General features: G+C 72.6%; 18 protein-coding genes and 1 pseudogene. 12 read left to right on the forward strand and 7 right to left on the reverse strand.

All coding sequences use genetic code 11. The features are described from left to right. The first annotated feature begins 215 nt into the window (after window positions 1-215). Both OHA86_RS15280 and OHA86_RS15285 read left to right on the forward strand, forming a co-directional pair. Entirely contained in the window at window positions 216-644 is a 429-nt protein-coding gene (locus tag OHA86_RS15280; protein WP_073501961.1) for a hypothetical protein, read from the forward strand. Window positions 645-693: 49 nt separating this feature from the next. Further along, on the forward strand, window positions 694-1,575 hold the full coding sequence (locus OHA86_RS15285; RefSeq protein ID WP_329175816.1) for a LysR family transcriptional regulator: 882 nt from the start codon (window positions 694-696) through the stop codon (window positions 1,573-1,575). Here OHA86_RS15285 and OHA86_RS15290 read toward each other — a convergent pair. The 3 genes from OHA86_RS15290 to OHA86_RS15300 all read right to left on the reverse strand — a co-directional run bounded on the left by OHA86_RS15290 (window position 1,562) and on the right by OHA86_RS15300 (window position 3,444). Further along, window positions 1,562-1,831 carry a hypothetical protein gene (locus OHA86_RS15290; protein ID WP_329175818.1) on the reverse strand — a complete coding sequence of 90 codons (270 nt, stop codon included), beginning with the start codon at window positions 1,829-1,831 and terminating at the stop codon, window positions 1,562-1,564. The two genes, OHA86_RS15285 and OHA86_RS15290, sit on opposite strands and share 14 nt — an antisense overlap. Window positions 1,832-1,967: 136 nt before the next feature. Then, window positions 1,968-2,708, reverse strand: coding sequence for an SCO2400 family protein (locus OHA86_RS15295; RefSeq protein WP_443071736.1), 741 nt, complete (start codon window positions 2,706-2,708; stop codon window positions 1,968-1,970). Window positions 2,709-2,877: 169 nt separating this feature from the next. After that, a complete protein-coding gene (locus OHA86_RS15300) occupies window positions 2,878-3,444 on the reverse strand; it encodes a dihydrofolate reductase family protein (protein WP_329182417.1) in 567 nt (188 codons plus the stop codon). A gap of 133 nt (window positions 3,445-3,577) precedes the next feature. Between OHA86_RS15300 and OHA86_RS15305 the strand changes: the two genes are divergently transcribed. The 5 genes from OHA86_RS15305 (at window position 3,578) to OHA86_RS15325 (ending at window position 7,365) form a co-directional block, all read left to right on the forward strand. Then, window positions 3,578-4,216, forward strand: a complete 639-nt coding sequence (locus OHA86_RS15305) for a cyclodeaminase/cyclohydrolase family protein (RefSeq protein ID WP_443071738.1) — start codon at window positions 3,578-3,580, stop codon at window positions 4,214-4,216. 142 nt (window positions 4,217-4,358) lie between these two features. Beyond that, entirely contained in the window at window positions 4,359-5,225 is an 867-nt protein-coding gene (locus OHA86_RS15310) for a bifunctional 5,10-methylenetetrahydrofolate dehydrogenase/5,10-methenyltetrahydrofolate cyclohydrolase (RefSeq protein WP_329175821.1), read from the forward strand. 69 nt (window positions 5,226-5,294) lie between these two features. Beyond that, window positions 5,295-5,810, forward strand: coding sequence for a hypothetical protein (locus OHA86_RS15315; RefSeq protein ID WP_329175823.1), 516 nt, complete (start codon window positions 5,295-5,297; stop codon window positions 5,808-5,810). A 100-nt stretch (window positions 5,811-5,910) separates the two neighbouring features. After that, window positions 5,911-6,675 (forward strand): SDR family oxidoreductase, encoded by a 765-nt coding sequence (locus tag OHA86_RS15320; protein WP_329175825.1) that lies wholly within the window; start codon window positions 5,911-5,913, stop codon window positions 6,673-6,675. 210 nt (window positions 6,676-6,885) lie between these two features. After that, window positions 6,886-7,365, forward strand: a complete 480-nt coding sequence (locus OHA86_RS15325) for a phospholipase (protein WP_329175827.1) — start codon at window positions 6,886-6,888, stop codon at window positions 7,363-7,365. Between the two features lie 53 nt (window positions 7,366-7,418). On the opposite strand, the gene OHA86_RS36070 is transcribed toward OHA86_RS15325, so the two are convergent. From OHA86_RS36070 to OHA86_RS15335, 3 genes and pseudogenes are all read right to left on the reverse strand, one after another. Next, entirely contained in the window at window positions 7,419-8,150 is a 732-nt protein-coding gene (locus OHA86_RS36070) for a polysaccharide lyase family 7 protein (protein WP_443071993.1), read from the reverse strand. Further along, window positions 8,151-8,606: pseudogene (locus tag OHA86_RS36075) on the reverse strand (ricin-type beta-trefoil lectin domain protein); the annotation flags it as partial. Window positions 8,607-8,748: 142 nt separating this feature from the next. Next, window positions 8,749-9,942 (reverse strand): RtcB family protein, encoded by a 1,194-nt coding sequence (locus OHA86_RS15335; protein WP_329175831.1) that lies wholly within the window; start codon window positions 9,940-9,942, stop codon window positions 8,749-8,751. Between the two features lie 270 nt (window positions 9,943-10,212). Here OHA86_RS15335 and OHA86_RS15340 point away from each other — a divergent pair, with 270 nt between their 5' ends. The 3 genes from OHA86_RS15340 to OHA86_RS15350 all read left to right on the forward strand — a co-directional run bounded on the left by OHA86_RS15340 (window position 10,213) and on the right by OHA86_RS15350 (window position 13,598). Next, entirely contained in the window at window positions 10,213-11,004 is a 792-nt protein-coding gene (locus tag OHA86_RS15340; RefSeq protein ID WP_329175833.1) for a hypothetical protein, read from the forward strand. A gap of 131 nt (window positions 11,005-11,135) precedes the next feature. Next, the gene (locus OHA86_RS15345; protein ID WP_329175835.1) at window positions 11,136-11,858 is read left to right on the forward strand and encodes a DUF3558 domain-containing protein; all 723 of its coding nucleotides are present in this window, start codon (window positions 11,136-11,138) and stop codon (window positions 11,856-11,858) included. A gap of 177 nt (window positions 11,859-12,035) precedes the next feature. Beyond that, window positions 12,036-13,598 carry a DUF2637 domain-containing protein gene (locus OHA86_RS15350; RefSeq protein WP_329175837.1) on the forward strand — a complete coding sequence of 521 codons (1,563 nt, stop codon included), beginning with the start codon at window positions 12,036-12,038 and terminating at the stop codon, window positions 13,596-13,598. Between the two features lie 321 nt (window positions 13,599-13,919). Here OHA86_RS15350 and lysS read toward each other — a convergent pair whose 3' ends face one another. Then, window positions 13,920-15,644 carry a lysine--tRNA ligase gene (gene lysS / locus OHA86_RS15355; RefSeq protein ID WP_329175838.1) on the reverse strand — a complete coding sequence of 575 codons (1,725 nt, stop codon included), beginning with the start codon at window positions 15,642-15,644 and terminating at the stop codon, window positions 13,920-13,922. A gap of 217 nt (window positions 15,645-15,861) precedes the next feature. Between lysS and argS the strand changes: the two genes are divergently transcribed. Both argS and OHA86_RS15365 read left to right on the forward strand, forming a co-directional pair. After that, entirely contained in the window at window positions 15,862-17,655 is a 1,794-nt protein-coding gene (argS, locus tag OHA86_RS15360; RefSeq protein WP_329175840.1) for an arginine--tRNA ligase, read from the forward strand. A gap of 98 nt (window positions 17,656-17,753) precedes the next feature. Then, window positions 17,754-18,977 carry a PP2C family protein-serine/threonine phosphatase gene (locus tag OHA86_RS15365; protein ID WP_329175841.1) on the forward strand — a complete coding sequence of 408 codons (1,224 nt, stop codon included), beginning with the start codon at window positions 17,754-17,756 and terminating at the stop codon, window positions 18,975-18,977. Window position 18,978 lies beyond the last annotated feature (1 nt).

Below are 18,978 nucleotides of genomic sequence, written 5' to 3' on the forward strand. Positions count from 1 at the left end.
AACACGTACCCGATCCCGACGACGCCCGTCCCACGGGCAAGCGCCGTCGTATCCCGCGGAATTCGCAGCATCGACACACCGCAGAGCCGAGCAGTCCCGAACCACGCGAACAAGAACACCACGAGCAACAGCAACACCCAGAACACCGCGATCAACGCGGTACCGACGAACGCCGATCGACCGCAGAGGGCAGGAGCAGGGGTGGCCGAGTGGGGGTGACCTACAAGTACTTCGGTGCACCCGACGGTGCCACCGCGGCCCGCGTCCCGATCTCCATGCGCCCGGAGGAACTCGGCGGCGACGAACTCGGCCAGGGCCTGTACACCAAGGTCAAGCCGGAGACGATGGCCGCGATGGTCCTCACCGGCATCGAGGGCATACCCCCGGCCAAGGTCCCGCCGCTCGAACTCGTGGTCCTGCACCCGGACTACGCCGTCGTCCGCCTCCCGGCCTCCGTGGTGGAGCCGCTGCGCAACGCGAACGAGGAGTCCCTCGGCGCCGCCGCCTTCATCTGGTCCACGGTCCCCGACCGCCGCGGCCCGCGCGACGCGTTCGTCATCTACCGCATGCTGCACGAATGGCAGGACTTCGCCCGCCGATGCCAGGAGTCGGGGCACCAGCTCTACTGCCTGGTCTGGCCCTGACGCCCGTCGTCCGCCGCCGCCGGGCCGCCGCTGGTTAGCATCGGCGGTCATGGACCTGAGGCAGCTCGAATACTTCGTCGCGGTCGCCGAGGAGCGCAATTTCACCCGGGCCGCCGAGCGGGTGCACATCAGCCAGTCCGGGGTCAGCGCGCAGATCCGCCAGCTCGAACGGGAGTTGGGGGCCGAGCTGTTCGACCGTTCGGGCCGGGCGGCGCGGCTGACGGTGGCGGGCAAGGCCGCCCTGGAGCACGCCAGGGCCGCGCTGGCCGCCGCCGAGGCGGTGGGGCAGGCGGTCGGCGAGGTGACCGACGTCATCCGCGGGCGGCTGACGGTCGGGATGGTCATGGGCTGCACGGTCACCCCGCTCTTCGACGCCCTGGCCCGCTTCCACCTGGCCCACCCCGGGGTGGACGTCGCGCTGATCGAGGACACCTCCGAGCGGCTGGCCGAGGGGGTGCGGGACGGCGGCGTCGACCTGGCGCTGATCGGCAGCGCGGGCGAGCCGCCCGACGTGCTCGACTCCTTCACCGTCATCAGCGAGCGGCTGGTCGCCGTCGTCCCGCACGGGCATCCGCTGACCGGGCGGGACCCGGTGACCCTGCGGGAGGTCGCCGGCTATCCGCTGGTCTGCATGCCGCGCGGAACCGGTCTGCGCGGCGTCCTGGACCAGGCGTGCGCGGCGCAGCGGCTCGACCCGGCGATCGGGCTCCAGGCCAGCGCCCCCGACGCCATCGCCGACCTCGCCGCGCGCGGCCTGGGGGTCGGGGTGCTGAGCGAGTCGATGGCCGCCCGCTACACCGACCGCCTCGCCGCCCGCGTGATCGCGGACATCGACATCCCGGCGCTGCTCGCGCTGGTGTGGCGCGGCGCGCACGCCCCGGCCGTGCGCGAGCTGGTGGCGCACTGCCGCCGGGCCTTCACCCGGCCGTAGCCTCCGCCTCCTCGCCCGCGGCCATGGCGGCGGGCTCCTCCTGCCAGGCGAGCGCCTTGAGCTGCATACGGGCCGCGGGCGCGCTGTTGGGCACGGTCGCCCAGTACGGATGTGCGGTGACCTGGACCGAAAGCCGCACCAGGCGGCGGCGCAGCACCGTGGTCTGGGTGCCGGCGGCGTCGGCGAGTTGGCGATACGTGGCGTACCAGTCGCGCTGCGCCTGGACGAGGTCCGCGGGGAACGTGTGGTGGTGCATGCCCGGGATTCTCGCATACGTTCGAACGCATGTACGAAAAGCGGGCCGCTTCGACCCCGGCGTGTCGCCGACGCCCCGCGGTTAGGGCACCGGGCCGCCCCCAGCCCGGCTTCCGCAACCGGACCGGGGGCGCGGGTCACAGGCAGATCATCAGCACGCACACCTGATGCGGCGGGGCCTGGTGACCGGTCGCGGCCGGGGGCGTCGGTGTCGGCGTCTCGGTGGCGGGCGGCGGCGTGGTCGCCGTGGGCGGGGCCGGGGCGGTGGTGACCGGCGGCGCCGTGGCGGGCGGCACGGCCGCGGCCGGCTGGGACACCGGCTGCCGGGTCGCCGCCGGCTGCGGGACCGCCGTACGCCGTACGACCGGGACGGAGACCGCGGCCGTGCGCGACGGCGGAGTCGCCGCCGCGTGCGGGGCGGCCGGCGTACCGGTGGGCCGCGGGGCCGCCGCCGGGGGCGCGCTGGTGACCGGCGAGGTCGTGACGGGGAGCGGGTCGCCCACCGGGATGTCCGGGGTCGCCGCGGCGGCCGAGTGGCCGCCGGAACCGCCGCCCGGCATCGCCGCGATCGTCAGGCCGCCGCCGGCCAGCGCGAAAGCCGTCGCCGCCACCGCGCGGCGGCGGTTCTTGCGCCAACGGGCCTGCTGCTGCCGCCTGGCGGCCCTTCCGCCGCCAGGCGGCCGGGCGGGCATGTCGGCGAGCCTTTCCGGCTCCGCGAAGGGCAGCGGCTCCGCTATTCGCGGCATCGGCTCTCCGCCGTAATGCTCCGCCGGCTCATACGCCGACACGGGCGGCGCGATGTCGGGTGCGTAGGCACCGCAACCCGGGCATACCAGCGCCCCGTTGAGGTAGCGGCGGCATTGGTAGCAGTAGTCCATTTTTTCGGGTTATGGCTTTCTGTGCTGCTGCGGTCCGGGTGACCGCAGAACGTTAACAGCACGCACGGAAGGCCTTGCGCGGCAGTTGTGAGGCTTTCGAAAAGATCGCCGCCCAATTCCGGCGAAGTCGGCGCCACATACGTGAAGAGGGCCGCTCCGGCCGTCCGCGTCAGCCGCGCTCGCGCGCGTACCGCAGCAGCACCACGCCGTTCCCGAAGGCGCGGCTCTCGACGAGTCGGAGCCCGGTGCGGTCCGCGGCGGCGGGGAAGAGCCGCTTGCCCGCGCCCAGCAGCACCGGGTGCACATAGATCAGATACTCGTCGATGAGGTCGTGCGCGGCGAAGGCGGCGGCCAGGTCGGCGCCGCCCAGGGCGAGGTCGCCGCCGGGTCCGGCCTTGAGCGCCTCGACCTCGGCGGGCACGACCTCGCGCACGACGGTGGCATTCCACTCCGCGCGCTCCAGCGTCCGCGAGTAGACGATCTTGGGCATCTCCCGCCAGATACGGGCGAATTCCCTGACCGGACCGGGACTCGACGGGTCCTCGTCCGCAGTCGGCCAGTATTCGGCCATGAGTTCGTATGTGACGCGGCCGTCGAGAAATGCGCCCATCTCGCGCAGGTGCGCATTGAAATAGTCGTGCAGTTCGTCATCCACGAGATGCCAGTCGATCTCCCGCTGCGGCCCCTCCATGAAACCGTCGAGCGACACCGACATCATCAATACGACTTTTCGCATCGCCTTCACGCCCCTCTTCTCGGCACTGCTGCTCGAATTGTGCCGCGCGGGTCTGACAAAGCCTGCGACCAGCGGCTTCGGCACGCACGATAGGCTCGCGCCGACGAGGACGGCGGCAGGAGGGGCGGCTCGGGTGGACGGTCAGACGCGGATCCAGGACGAGACGGTCGGCGGCTATCTGGACCGGCTGGCCGCGCGCCTGCCCGCCCCCGGCGGCGGCGCGGCGGCGGCGCTGCACGCGGCCCAGGGCGCGGCCCTGCTGGGCATGGTGGCGCGGTACACCACGGGCGGGAAGTACGCGGCCCAGGCCGCCGTCATCGCGCGGATCACCGCGGAGAGCGACGAACTGCGGTCGGCGGCACTGGATCTGGCCGCGGCGGACGCGGCGGCCTTCACCGCCGTCACCGACGCGTACGCGCTGCCGCGCGAGGGCGACGAGCAGAAGGCGGCCAGGTCCGCGGCCATCGCGCGGGCCCTGGCCGGGGCCGCCCGGCCGCCCGCCGACGTCATCGCCGTGGCCCGGCGGATCGTCGGCCTGGCCGAGGAACTGCTGCCGATCGGCAACCCGAACGTCGTCACGGATGTCGCCGCCGCCGCGGAGGCCGCCAGGGCCGCGGCCACCACCGCGCGGGTGAACGTCGAGATCAACCTCGGCGGCATCAAGGACGAGTCCGCCCGCGCCGGACTGGCCGCCGCCACCACCGACGTGGACCCCCTGGCGGCCCGCGCGACCGCGGTGACCGAGGCCGTCCGCAAGACCCTGGCCCGATGACCCCGCCCCGGCCGGCCGCCGGCGCCTCCCCGCGGCCCGTGCGCGGGAGGGCCGTACCGCAGCGCGTGGCCGCACCCGGCCGGCCGTACCGTCCGATCAGCTGCCCGGCCGCGCGCCGGGGCGTACCCGAGGAGCCGCCGCGATGACCGACACCAGGCCGCTGGCCGGCGCCGAGCGCGCCGGGGCGCTGCGGGACGAAGCGCGGGAGATCGCGGAGGGGCTGGTGCGCGAGCACGGCGTACAGCCACGCCTGGTGGTCGTCGTGGCGACCGAGGACGAGAGCACCGCCTGGTACGTGCGCTCGATCACCCGGGCCGCCGTGAAGGCCGGTATCGCGTGCGACACCGTACGGCTGCCGGCGGACGCAGAACCGGCCGCGATCCGCGCCCGGCTGGCCGAGCTGAGCGCCGACCCGGGTGTGCACGGGGTGATCCTGCAGACGCCGCTGCCGCCCGGCGCGTCCGCCGCGGACCTGGCGGGGGCCATCGCGCCCGACAAGGACGTGGACGGGGCAAACCCGCTGAGCCTGGGCCGGCTGGCCGCGGGCCTGCCGGCCTTCGCGCCCGCCACCGCGGAAGCCGTCGTCAGCCTGCTCGACGCCCATGGCGTCGCCCTCACCGGCCGCGGCGTCGCGGTCGTCGGCCGCTCCACCGTCGTCGGCAAACCGCTCGCGCACCTGCTGCTCGACCGCGACGCGACGGTCACCGTGTGCCATTCGCGTACCGCCGACCTCGCGGCCGTCACCCGGAGCGCGGACATCGTGGTGGCCGCGGCGGGCCGGGCCGGGCTGATCACCGCCGCCCATCTCGCCCCGGGCGCGGTCGTCGTGGACGTCGGCACCAATCCGACCGACGACGGCGGCCTGACCGGCGACGTGGACGCGGAGTCGGTGAGCGGCACCGCCGCCGCCCTGTCCCCCGTGCCCGGCGGCGTCGGCCCGGTCACCACCGCGCTGCTGCTCCAGCACACCGCGCTCGCCGCGCGGAGGGCCGTCACCGCGCACCAGTGACATCTGTCATGGGCGAGTACGGATGGACGGCTCTGCCGCCGGCCCCCGGCCGGCGGCGATGCTCATGCCATGGCAATCACCGACGCTATACGCACCCGCGAGAGCACGAACGCCGCACATGGTGACGGCGGCGCACAGAGCGACGGCGCCGACGGCGGCACGCATGGCGACGGGGCGGACAGCGGCACCCATGGCGACGGCGGCGCGTCCGGCTTCCGGCCCGTCCCGGTGTGGTTCTTCGCCTTCGAAGGCCTGCTGGGCGCGTCCTACGACATCGTCAAGTCCTCGCCGTACGCGTGGACCTTCATCGCCGCGTGCGTCGTGGCGAACATCGCGCTGGCCAGGACCGTGCTGCGCGGCCGGCTCAAGATGGCCAAGGCGATCCTCAAGGGCAGGCGCACCCGCAAGATCGCGGTGGGCCTGATCGCGCTGCGGGCCGGCGTGCACATCGCGCTCGGCGCGGCCGGGATGCAGTTCACGTCGCCCCCGGCGCACATCGCGGTCGCCGTCGCCATGTGCGCGGCCACGGTCGCGCTGCTGGCGTTCGACCAGCGGGTGATGCTGCGGGCGCTGGCCGCGGGCTGAGCCGCACCGACGGGCGGACGGGCGGACGCACCGCGGAGGCCGCCGCATATGCTGCGCGGGAATGCAGCCCACCGTCCAAGAGCCCGAGAGGCAGCACGACATGAGCACCCGTACCGCAGTGGTCACCGGCGCGAGCAGCGGAATCGGCGCCGCCACCGCCCGCAGGCTCGCCGAGGCCGATTTCCACGTCGTGCTGGCCGCCCGCCGTGCGGAACGCCTCGACGCCCTCGCCGCGGAACTGACCGCCGACGGCCGCAGCGTGGCCGTGCACGCCCTCGACGTGACCGACAGGGCCGCCGTGGACGCCTTCGCGGCCGGCCTGGACGCGTACCCGCCACTTCACGTGCTGGTGAACGTCGCGGGCGGGGCACTGGGCACAGAACCGGTCGCCACCGCCGACCCTGCGGACTGGCGGGCGATGTTCGAGGTCAATGTGCTCGGCGTGCTCAATGTCACGCAGGCCCTGCTGCCCGCGCTCAGCTCGTCGGGCGACGGCACGATCGTCGTCCTGTCCTCGACCGCGGGCCTGGCGACGTACGAGGGCGGCGGCGGTTATGTGGCCGCCAAGCACGGGGCGCACGTCATCGCCGAGACCCTGCGCCTCGAACTGAACGGCCACCCGGTGCGGGTCATCGAGATCGCCCCCGGCATGGTCAAGACCGACGAATTCGCGCTCACCCGCTTCCGCGGCGACGAGAGCCGCGCCGCGGCAGTGTATGCCGGGGTGGCCGAGCCGCTGACCGCGGACGACGTCGCCGACACCGTGGCGTGGGCCGTCACGCGCCCGGCCCATGTCAACGTCGACCTGCTCGTACTGCGCCCGCGCGCCCAGGCGTCCAACTACAAGGTGCACCGCGTGCAGTAATCGCCACACCTCCGGGTGAACTCCCGGCACACCGTCAACTTCCGTTGCTGCGGGGGTTAGCGGTGTGCCGAAGTCGGGAACGATGTCCGCGTCGGTCTTCGCGCGTAGACCCGTACAGCCGTATCCGTACGGCATCCGTACCGCTCACCCCTGTGGACCACCCCGTGCCGCCCCGCGGCCCGGGGTCCCCTCACGTCCGGAGGTTCGTTCATGCGCATCCGCCTGGCACTCCCCCTCGCCGCCGCGGTCCTCTCCCTGCCCGCCGTCCTCGTCGCCGCCGCGCCGGCCGGCGCTGCACCCGCCGACAAGGCGCAGGTGCTCAGCAGCTGGACCCAGACCAGCGCCAGCAGCTACAACACCTGGCTGGCCGCCCGCAACAACCAGGCCGCCTGGTCGGCGTACGGCTTCGACTGGTCGACCGACTACTGCTCCGACTCCCCCGACAACCCGCTCGGCTTCCCCTTCAAGACCGCCTGCGCCCGCCACGACTTCGGCTACCGCAACTACAAGAACGCCGGCACCTTCAGCGCCAACAAGGCCCGGCTGGACAACATGCTCTACGCCGACCTCCAGCGGGTCTGCGCCGGCTACTCGGGCGTCACCAAGACCGCGTGCGACTCGACCGCGTGGACGTACTACCACGCGGTGGACATCTTCGGCTCGGCCGCACCGGCGAGGAACGCCGCCTGATCCGCCCGGCGGGCCGGGGCGTCGGTACGGCCCCGGCCCGCCGGTCCGCCGCGTCAGCTGTGGGCGACGGTGAGCGCGTAGAAGGCGACGCGGGCGCCGTTGGTGGTGCTGTCCGAGGAGGACTGGTTGTAGGAGCCGGCCTTGAAGTACTGCTTGTAGGCGTTGAAGGACGACGGGATGGCGTAGTGCGTCGTGCTGCCGTTGACGGTCAGGTCGATGGTGTTGCCGCCCGACACGCCGATCGTGTAGCTCCACTTGGTGCCGACCGCGACATGGCCGACGGTGTGCGTGGTCTGGCCGCCGTCCGGCGAATTCTCCACGCCCGCGACGATGTCGCCGTTGGAGTGGTAGTACAGCTCGATCAGCGGCTTGGTCGAACTGCCGCCCGAGCCGAGGTGGATCTGCCCGACGCACACGTTCGACGTCACGGAGACCACCCGCAGTGTCGCGTCCAGCCGGTGGGTGCCGGCCAGCGACCAGTCGGCGGCGCTGCCGTTGGTGTTCATCTCGCGCAGCTCGGAGCGGGCGTAGTTGGAGTTCGGCGTCGTGACGCCCTTCTCCGGCGCCCAGAAGGTCATGGCGCCGTCGGACCCGTCGGTGTAGAAGTACGAGTCCTGGTAGCCGCCCGCGCCTTGGAGCCGCGACGACGAGATGGTGGTGGGCGAGCCCGGCGAACCCACCGGCTCCTGAAGCTCCCACACCGAGAGGTTGAAGTTCCCGCCGGGCGCCACTGCGGTGTTGAGCCCGCCGGAGGGCGGGGTCGAGCCGCCGGGCAGCGTCCACAGCTGGTTGGACGCGCCGGTGCAGGTCCAGATCTGCAGCTGGTTGCCGTTGGCCGTCGACTTGTCCGTCACGTCCAGACACTTGCCCGAGCCGGTGTTCACCAGCTCACCGTTGCTGACGGTCCACTGCTGGGCGGCGCTGCCGTTGCAGTCGTACAGCTGCACCTTGGCGCCGCTGGCCGTCGAGCCGGCCGTCACGTCCATGCACTTGCCCAGCGACCGCACGGTGTTGTCGGAATTCCCGGCGGTCCAGCTCTGCGCCGACGTCCCGTTGCAGTCGTACAGCTGCACATGCGCTCCGTTGGCGCTCGACGCGGACGCCACGTCCACGCACTTCCCGCCGAGCCCGGTGATCGGCCCGGCGCTCGCAGCCGACGCGCTGGGCGAACCCAGCACCCCGAGCGCGCCGACGACACCCGCGGCGCTGACCACCGCGAGCACTTTTGAACGGCAATTCATGTGGGGGTCCTTAAGCCTAGAGGATGGTCTAGTCCAAAGGGTGCGCCCCCGTTGAATAACACGCCCCCGCCACCCCGTCAACGCCCCGGTCGCCCGCCCGGCCCCCCGGAGGGACGACCGGACGGACGACCGGACGGACGTCTCAGCCCTTGACGCAGACGACCTGCTTGAGCTTGGCCACCACCTCGACCAGGTCGCGCTGCTGGCTCATCACCTTGTCGATGGACTTGTACGCGCCCGGGATCTCGTCCACGACGCCGGAGTCCTTGCGGCACTCGACGCCGCGGGTCTGGTCCTCCAGGTCGCGGGTGGAGAAGCGCTTCTTCGCCGCGTTGCGGCTCATCTTCCGGCCGGCGCCGTGCGAGGCCGAGTTGAAGGCCGCGGTATTGCCCAGCCCGCGGACAATGTACGTCGCCGTGCCCATGGACCCGGGGATGATGCCGAGGTCACCACTGCCGGCACGGATCGCGCCCTTACGGGTGACCAGCAGGTCCATGCCGTCGTAGCGCTCCTCCGAGACGTAGTTGTGGTGGCAGGAGATCTCCGGCTCGAAGGTCGGCGCCGCCTTCTTCAGTTCACGGCGGACGACGTCCTTGAACAGGGCCATCATCAGCGTGCGGTTCCACTTCGCGTACTCCTGCGCCCAGTACAGGTCGTGCCGGTAGGCCGCCATCTGCGGGGTGTCGGACACGAAGACCGCGAGGTCGCGGTCGACCAGGCCCTGGTTGTGCGGCAGCCGCTGGGCCTCGCCGATGTGGAAGTCGGCCAGCTCCTTGCCGATGTTGCGCGAGCCGGAGTGCAGGGTCAGCCACACCGCGCCGTCCACGTCGAGGCACAACTCGATGTAGTGGTTCCCCGACCCGAGCGTGCCCAGCTGCTGGGTGGCCCGCTCGCGGCGGAATCGCACCGCGGCGGCCACCGCGTCGAAACGGGTCCACAAGTCGTCCCAGCCCGCGGTCGCCAGGCCGTGGAAGCCGCCCGGGTCGAGCGCGTCGCGGTGGAGCCCGCGGCCGACCGGGATGGACTGCTCGATCCTGGTCCGCAGGCGGGACAGGTCGCCCGGCAGGTCGTCGGCGGTCAGTGAGGTCTTCACCGCGCTCATCCCGCAGCCGATGTCGACGCCGACCGCGGCCGGGCAGACGGCGCCCTGCATGGCGATGACGGAGCCGACCGTGGCGCCCTTGCCGTAGTGGACGTCGGGCATCACGGCGAGGCCCTTGATCCAGGGCAGCGTGGAGACGTTGCGCAGCTGCTCCATCGCGACGCCCTCGACGGTGGACGGATCGGCCCACATGCGGATCGGGACCCGGGCGCCGGGCACCTCTGTGTACGACATGACTGTCCCCCGGACGTCGACCATTAGGGATGAATAAGACGAAACAGCACAATCGCCGGATTCGTCGAAAAGACCAACGCGTCACCCGATAAACCCACCCCAGCGGGCGGTTTCGGTAAGGCGTGCGGTAGACATTGTGTCCAGGGTTCGCTCAAGCGCGCCAAGGATTTACCGCAGCGGGTCCGCACGGCGCACGCCGTCCGGTCGAATCCGTCGGATTCCGGGCGCATTCCGATCGAAAGGCGGCACGTGAGGCAAGGGCTCCGCCCAGTGCGGTCAACGCGACGGCCGCCGGCCGCGCTCGGCGCGCTGGCGCTGGCTGTCGCGGTCGGCGCGCTCGGCGCCTGTACGGGCGGCGGCACCGACAACGCGTCCAACGACAGCAAATCCGCGCGGCTGAACACCGGCACCGTGTCCCCGGCCCCGCCGGGCAAGTACAGGACGCTGCCGCAGCCGTGCATCGCCGTCGACCTCGACACGCTCAAGGCCCTGGTGCCCGGCGGCCTGGACTACTCGGGGACGGAGTCGCTGACGTACGACACCGACCGCCGGGTCGGGTGCAGCTGGCGGGCGACGACGCCGGACGGTTCGAGCCGGTCGCTGGCCATAGACCTGGAGCGGGTCGTCTCCTACGACCCGGCGGTGAGCGACGAGGTCGAGGCGAAGTCGGACTTCGACGACCAGGCGGCGACCGCGTCGATCCCCCCGCTGCCGCTGCCCGGCTCGACGACGACCACGAGCCCGCCGACCACTCAGACGTCGGGCACGACCGGTACGTCCGGCACGGGGGCGCCGAGCGGTCCGGCCGGCAACAGCGCCGACCTCGCGCCCCGGCGGCTGACGGATGTGGGGAACGCCGCGTTCATCAACGACGTGCCCGCGACGAAGAGGGGCGGCGTGGCCCGCCGCGATGTGACGCTGGTCTTCCGCACCGCGAACGTCGTCGTGAACATCCGCTACACCCAGTCCTCGCCCGCCGACGCCGCGCCACCGCAGAGCGCCGACCTGCAAGGGGGCGCCCAGAAGGTGGCCGAGCAGCTGGAGCGCAGGGTCGAGAGCTGACCGGCGCCCGGCACCGCCGCGGAACCCTTTAGGGTGGAGGGCCGACCGGCCCGCGCCCGGAAGCATCCGGCCGGGCGCCCGCGAAGGCAGCGGGAGGCGGGCAGCAGCCAGACACACAAGGACTGGGACCCATGGAACGACGACGACGTATAGCGGCCCGGCCGGCCCTGCTGCTCGCCTGCGCGGTGGCGGTCCCCGCGGCTCTGCTCACCGGCTGCTCGTCCGGCGGCGGCTCCGGCTCCGACGACAGCGGCTCGGATTCCGGCAGCTCCGGCGGCGGCACGACGTCGGCGGCCGGTACGCCGACGACCCCGGCGCTCGCCCCGGCGAAGTACGCCACGCTCCCGGACGGCTGCGCCACGGTCGGCAAGGCCACCGTCGGCGCGCTGGTCCCGAAGGCGAAGTCGCCCGGCGGCACGACGGCGCCGTCCGACGACGCCCGCGCCCGCAGCGGCTGCTCCTGGACCGGCAACGGCTCCGACGGCTACCAGTACCGCTGGCTCTCGGTGACGCTCCAGCGGTTCAGCTCCACCGTGACCGCGTCCGCCGAGCAGCAGGCCAAGGACCGCTTCGCCGACCAGGTCGCCCAGCTCGGCAAGGTGCCGGGCGCGGCCGCCTCGGCCGTGACGGGCGTCGGCGACCAGGCCAGCACGGTCACGGAGCGGGCCACCGTCGCCAAGGTCACCTCGCAGAACGACACGCTCGTGGCGCGTACCGGCAATGTCGTGGTGATCGTCGAATACAACGGCGCCGGACTCGAGGGCAAGAAGAACCCCTCCGCGACCACCGTGCGCGACGGTGCCGCGCGGGCCGCCAAGGACGTCGTCGCGTCGGTCGCCGGCGCCAACGGCTGACGCCACGCCACGCCGGTGCAAACGGCGGCCGTGGCGGCGAACACGTAACAAACACCGCCCCGCCCGTCCGCAATCCATCGGCAATCCGTACGTTTGTCCGGCGTACGCGCCTCCGAGCCGCCATTCCCGTATGGCAGTCTGGGGCGGCCAGTTGCCGAGCGGCAGGAGGGGTCGCGGGTGGCCGCGATACATTTGACCCGAACACACCGGATATTGGTCGGTGTGGTCGTCGCCGGCGCCGTGGTGATCGCCGGGATCGGTTTCGCCGGCTCCTACGCCGCGGTGCGCACGCTCGCGCTGGACAAGGGCTTCGGCTGGTTCGCGAATGTCTTCCCGATCGGCGTCGACGCGGGCATCGTCGTCCTGCTGTCCCTCGACCTGCTGCTGACCTGGCTGCGCATCCCCTTCCCGCTGCTGCGGCAGACGGCGTGGCTGCTGACCGCCGCGACGATCGCCTTCAACGGCGCCGCGGCCTGGCCCGACCCGCTCGGTGTGGGCATGCACGCGATCATCCCGGTGCTCTTCGTGGTGTCGGTGGAGGCCGCGCGGCACGCGATCGGCCGGGTCGCGGACATCACCGCCGACAAGCACATGGAGTCGGTCCGCATCACCCGCTGGCTGCTCGCGCCCTTCCCGACCTTCCGGCTGTGGCGCCGGATGAAGCTGTGGGAACTGCGGTCGTACGAGGAGGTCATCAGGCGCGAGCAGGACCGGCTGGTCTACCGGGCCAGGCTGCGGGCCCGCTACGGCGTCGCCTGGCGCCGCAAGGCCCCGATCGAGGCGATCATGCCGCTGCGGCTGGCCCGTTACGGGGTGCCGCTGACCGAGACCGCGGAGGCCGGGCTCGCGGCGGCCGGCATCGAACCGCACGAGCCGGTCAAGGAGTTGACGGCGGCAGCGGAGCCGGTCGTGGTGACCGCGGAAGCGGCACCCGAGGCGGTGGCCGTGGAGCCGCAGGGCGTCGACCCGGTGGACGTGCCCGAGCCGCTGTACGCCGAGCAGGTCTACGGGCATCAGTACGATCCGCGCTACGACCCGCACTTCGACCCGAGGTACGACCCGCGCTACGACCCCCGGTACGCCTACGACCAGCAGCAGCAGCAGCAAGGACAGTGGCAGGGCGCGACGCACGACAGCCCGTGGTTCGCGGCCCAGCAGCAGCTCCAGGCGCAGTCCGGACAGCAGGCCTACGTCCAGGAGCAGCACCACCAGCCGCAGCCGGACGTGGCGCCCGGGCCCGAGCCGGAGCCGGAGCCCGCGGGCCAGATACGGGTCCCGGCCGGCCCGAACCGCACCCGCCCGCTGGGCGGCGCCACGAGCGCGCACGGTGCCTACGGGGTCAACGGGGTCAACGGCAACCTCGCCCCGACGATCCCCGGCCCGCGCGCCGAGGAATTCCCGGCCCCGGTCCAGCAGGCCCAGCAGGCCCAGCAGGCCCAGCCCCCGGCCCCGCAGCCGCAGCCCGAGGCGGAATCCGAGCCCGCACGCGGCCCCGACCCGGAACCCGCAGCCGAGTCGGGCCTCGACATCCCGGACGGCGTCTCGGTGGAGGAGGCCTACTTCGCCGCGTACCGCCAGTACGTGCGCGAGCAGGGCCACTTCCCGAACGCCCGGCAGTTCGCCCGCTACCTGCCCGGCCTCTACGGCGGCACCGCCCCCGAGGAACGCCACCTGGTCGCGTCCATCCGCGACATGCGCTACCGCTTCCAGTCCGAGGCCGACACCGAGCACATCCCGTAGCCGCCCGCGCCAGCCACGGCCGACCGCCGCGGTGACGCGGTCCGGCCGCAGCAGCCCGTACCCCTGCGCCCACCGAGGCGGCACCTGAGCCGGGGCAGGCAGCCTCGGCCCCGAGGACGCCCCCCAGGCCGACCGGGACAGACCCGGCACCCGAGGACGCGCCGACCCGGAGGCAGCCCGGGACGCGCCCGCCCGGGCGGAACCGCCGCGGCACCCGAAGACGCGCCTGCCCTCCCCGGGTCAGCCCGGGCCACGCCCGGGGACGCGCCCACCCGGGAGGCGGGGCGGCCCGACCACCCCGCGCCCCCGGCCGGCTCGGCGTCAGGCGTCGGCGCCCAGCAGGGTGCGTACCCGGTCCTGGCCCACCGCGAGGAGCAGGGTGGGGAGCCGAGGCCCGGTGTCGCGGCCGACCAGCAGTTCGTAGAGCAGCGCGAAGAAGGACCGCTGGGCGACCTTCAGCTCGGGCGTCGGCTTGGCGTCGGGCGCCAGCCCGGCCTGCACCTTCGGCACCGCGTAGACCAGCGTCGTCAGACCGTCGAGCGACCAGTGCGAGCCCAGCCTGTCGGCCAGCAGCTTCAGCGCGCCCCGCTCGCCGTCGTCCAGCGCGGCGAGCCGGGCCGTGTCGGGCTCGGCCCTGACCACGGTCCGCTGCTCGGCCGGGACCTGGCTGGAGATCCACGCCTCGGCCCGGTCCAGCCTGGGGCGCACCTCGTCCAGCGAGGCCAGCGGCCGGTCCGGGTCCAGCTCGGACAGGATCCGCAGCGTCTGCTGCTCGGCGCCCGCGGTGATGTCGGCGACCGAGGCCAGCGTCCGGTACGGCAGCGGCCTGGGAGTACGCGGCAGCTCACCGGCCGCCGTGCCCGCCGCGCGGGCGTACGCGGCGACGTCGCCGGGCAGCGCGGAGCCCTCGTCGACCTTGCGGGTCAGCGCGTCCCACTCGTCGTAGAGCCGCTGGATCTCCTGGTCGAAGGCGATCTTGAAGGACTGGTTGGGGCGGCGGCGGGCGTAGAGCCAGCGCAGGATCTGCGGCTCCATGATCCGCAGCGCGTCGGCCGGCACCGGGACCCCGCCCTTGGACGAGGACATCTTCGCCATCCCGGAGATGCCGACGAAGGCGTACATCGGCCCGATCGGCTGCTGACCGCCGAAGATCGGTCCGACGATCTGCCCGCCGACCTGGAAGGACGACCCCGGCGAGGAGTGGTCGACCCCGGACGGCTCGAAGACGACGCCTTCGTACGCCCAGCGCATCGGCCAGTCGACCTTCCAGACCAGCTTGCCGCGGTTGAACTCGCTCAGCAGCACCGTCTCACCGTGCCCGCACACACAGGTGTACGTCAGCTCGGTCGTCTCCTCGTCGTACGCGGTGACCGTGGTGAGGTCCTTGCCGCACTGCCCGCAGTACGGCTTGTACGGGAAATACCCGGCGCCGCTGCCGCTGCCGTCGTCCTCCTCGGCCGCGCCCGAGCCCTCCTCCGCGGCCAGCTCCGCGTCGTCCACCGGCTTCTGGGACTGCTTGGCCGGGGCCTTCTTCGTGCGGTACTGCTCCAGGATCGCGTCGATGTCGGCGCGGTGCCGCATGGCGTGCAGGACCTGCTCGCGGTAGGCGCCCGCGGTGTACTGCGCGGTCTGGCTGATGCCGTCGTACTCCACGCCCAGCTCCGCGAGCGAGGCCGACATCTGGGCCTTGAAGTGCTCCGCCCAGCTCGGGTACGGGGACCCGGCGGGCGCCGGCACCGAGGTCAGCGGCTTGCCGATGTGCTCGGCCCACGACTCGTCCACGCCCTCGACGCCGTTGGGCACCTTGCGGTAGCGGTCGTAGTCGTCCCAGGAGATCAGGTGCCGCACCTCGTGGCCGCGCCGCCTGATCTCGTCGGCGACCAGGTGCGGGGTCATGACCTCGCGCAGATTGCCCAGGTGGATCGGCCCTGAGGGGCTGAGCCCGGACGCGACGACAACGGGTTTCCCGGGTGCGCGGCGCTCCGACTCGGCGATGACGTCGTCCGCGAAACGGGAGACCCAGTCGGTCTCGGTGCTGCCAGCCACGGCTCTTCCTTCCTGGTCGGCGGGGCCGCTCCTGAAGGCGCCCCGACCGCTCCAGTCTCCCAGACCCGCAACCCCCGCCGGGCCACCCTGTGGATAACTCCGCCCCTCCCCCACCCCTGTGGATAACTCGCTCGCCGACCCCGGCTCGCGTGGGAGACTGAGGTGTCGCGTCACGTGATGCGACATCCACGATCCCGACACACGAAACGGCACCTCCATGGCCTCGGTCGCTTCCCTTTCCGCCTCGCTCCAGCAGCGTGTCTCGGCCGCCCTCGCGGCGGCCGTGCCGTCGGCCGCCGACGCCGACCCGCTGCTGCGACGCAGCGACCGGGCGGACTTCCAGGCCAACGGGGTGCTGGGCCTGGCCAAGCGGCAGAAGACCAACCCCCAGGCGCTCGCGGCCGAGGTCGTCGCCGCGCTGCCCTCGGGCGGCGCGGAAGCCGGCGGCGACGACGTGATCGCCGCCGTCGAGGTGTCGGGACCCGGCTTCCTCAACATCACCGTGGCCGACGCCGCCATCACCCGCAATCTCGCCGCCCGGGCCGCCGACGACCGGCTCGGCGTTCCCCTCAAGGAGCACCCGGGCATCACGGTGGTGGACTACGCCCAGCCGAATGTGGCCAAGGAGATGCACGTCGGCCACCTGCGCTCGTCGGTGATCGGCGACGCGATCGTGAAAATCCTGGAATTCGGCGGCGAGCAGGTCGTCCGCAGGCACCACATCGGCGACTGGGGCACCCAGTTCGGCATGCTCGTGCAGTATCTGATCGAGCACCCGCACGAGCTGGACCACAGCGAGGGCGAGGCCGACGCGGGCGAGGCCTCGATGTCCCGGCTCGACCGGCTCTACAAGGCGTCGAGCGCGCTGTTCAAGGCCGACGAGGAGTTCAAGGACCGGGCCAGGCGGCGGGTGGTGGACCTCCAGGCCGGCGACCCGGAGACGGTCGCGATGTGGCAGCGGTTCGTGGACGAGTCGAAGCTCTACTTCGACTCCGTCTACCAGAAGCTGGACATCAGGATCCGCGACGAGGACATCGTCGGCGAGTCCGGTTACAACGACATGCTGGTCGAGACCTGCGACCTGCTGGAGAAGGCCGGCGTCGCGGTGTGGTCCAACGGCGCGCTGTGCGTGTTCTTCGACGACATCAAGGGCAAGGACGGCGAGCCGGTCCCGCTGATCGTCCGCAAGACCGACGGCGGCTTCGGCTACGCGGCCACCGACCTGTCCGCGATCCGCAACAGGACCGGCGCCCTGCACGCCGACACCCTGCTCTACGTGGTCGACGTGCGGCAGTCGCTGCACTTCCGGATGGTCTTCGAGACCGCGCGGCGGGCCGGCTGGCTGACCGACGGGATCACCGCGAAGCACCTGCCGTTCGGCACCCTGCTGGGCAAGGACGGCAAGCCGTTCAAGACCCGGGCGGGCGAGAGCGTCAAGCTGGAGGACCTGCTGGACGAGGCGGTGCAGCGGGCCACCGCCGTGGTCCGGGAGAAGGGCGAGAAGATCGGCCTGACCGAGCAGGAGATCACCGCCAACGGCACCCAGGTCGGCATCGGCGCGGTGAAGTACGCCGACCTGTCCACCTCGCTCGGCCGGGACTACGTCTTCGACCTCGACCGGATGGTCTCGCTCAACGGCGACACGAGCGTCTACGTCCAGTACGCCTACGCCAGGACCCGGTCCATCTTCCGCAAGGCCGCGGAAGGGCAGCAGGCGGTCGCGCACCCGGAGCTGCCGCTCGAACCTGCGGAGCGGGCGCTCGGCCTGCACCTCGACGCGTTCGGCGACACCCTCGCCGAGATCGCCGAGGTCTACGAGCCGCACCGGCTCGCGTCGTATCTCTTCCAGCTCGCCTCGCTGTTCACCACCTTCTACGAGCAGTGCCCGGTGCTCACCGCCGACGGCGGCCCCGCCCAGGTGGAGAACCGGCTGTTCCTGTGCGACGTGACCGCCCGCACCCTGCACCAGGGCCTGGCGCTGCTCGGCATCCGTACGCCCGAGCGGCTCTGACGGCGCCGCCCGCCCGCCCGCGCCCGGCGGGCGGGCCGCCGCCACCTGTGGTCCGATGGTGGGTACGGCAACGGCGGACCAAGGCGGGCGGACGGCACGTGACGGATCCGGAGATCGACTACCGGGCGATCTACAACAGGCTGCCCGCCGGTATCGCGCTGCTGTCCCCGGACCTGCGCTTCATCGACGCCAACGAGGCGTATCTGCACCTGTCGGGCCGCTCCCTCGCCGATCTCCTGGGCCACCACATCTTCGAGGTCTTCCCCGACAGCCCGCACAGGGGGCGCGCCGGGAACGGACCGACCAGCCTCGGCGCCTCGCTCCACAACGTGCTCGCCACCAAGGAGCGCGACACCCTCGCCCTCCAGCGCTACGACGTCGAACGGCTCGACCGGCCAGGCACCTACGACGAGCGGTACTGGAGCACGATCAACACCCCGATCCTCGACGCGGCGGGTGAGGTCGTCCTCATCGCGCACCGGGTCGAGGAGGTCACCGACTTCATGCGGACCGGGCCCGCGGAGCGCGGCGGCGACAGCAAGTTGCAGGCCGAGCTGTACATGCGTGCCAGCGAGCTGCAGGAGCTCAACCAGCGGATACGCAAGGCGCACGCCCGGGAGCGGGAGGTCGCGCTGGCTCTGCAGGCCGCACTGCTGCCCGCCCCCCGCCCGGTCGGCCACCGGGCCGCGGTGCGCTACCAGCCGGCGGTCAGCGCGCTGAACGTGTGCGGCGACTGGTACGACCTGGTGGACCTGCCGGGCGACTGCATCGCGGTCGCCGTCGGTGACGTCGTCGGCCACGGGCTGGCCGCCGCCTGCGTGATGGGCCAGCTCAGAAGCGCGCTGAGCGCCGCGGCCCGGGTCACCGGCGGCCCCGCTGAGGCGCTCGACGCGCTCGGGCTGTACGCCAGGTCCGTGGAAGGCGCGGAGTCCACCACCGTGGTCAAGGCCTTCATCGACTGGGCCGACCGCAGCATCACGTACAGCAACGCGGGGCACCTGCCGGCGGCGCTGCTGCACACCGACGGCAGCGTCGAATTCCTCGACCGCGCCACCGACCCGCCGCTCGGCGCCCGCCCGCACCACCAGCCGCGCCCGCAGGCCACCGTCGGCTTCGACACGGGAGCGACCCTCGTCCTCTACACCGACGGGCTGGTCGAGCGGCGCGGCGAGGACATCGACGTCGGCCTCACCCGGCTGGCGACGACCCTCGCGAGCCGCCCGGCGTCGGACCCGGAGACGATGGCCGACGCGCTGCTGTCCGAGCTGATCCCGCCGACCGGCGCGACGGACGACACGGCCCTGGTCGTGCTGCGGCTCTGAC

The organism is Streptomyces sp. NBC_01477, assembly GCF_036227245.1.
Taxonomy (GTDB): domain Bacteria; phylum Actinomycetota; class Actinomycetes; order Streptomycetales; family Streptomycetaceae; genus Actinacidiphila.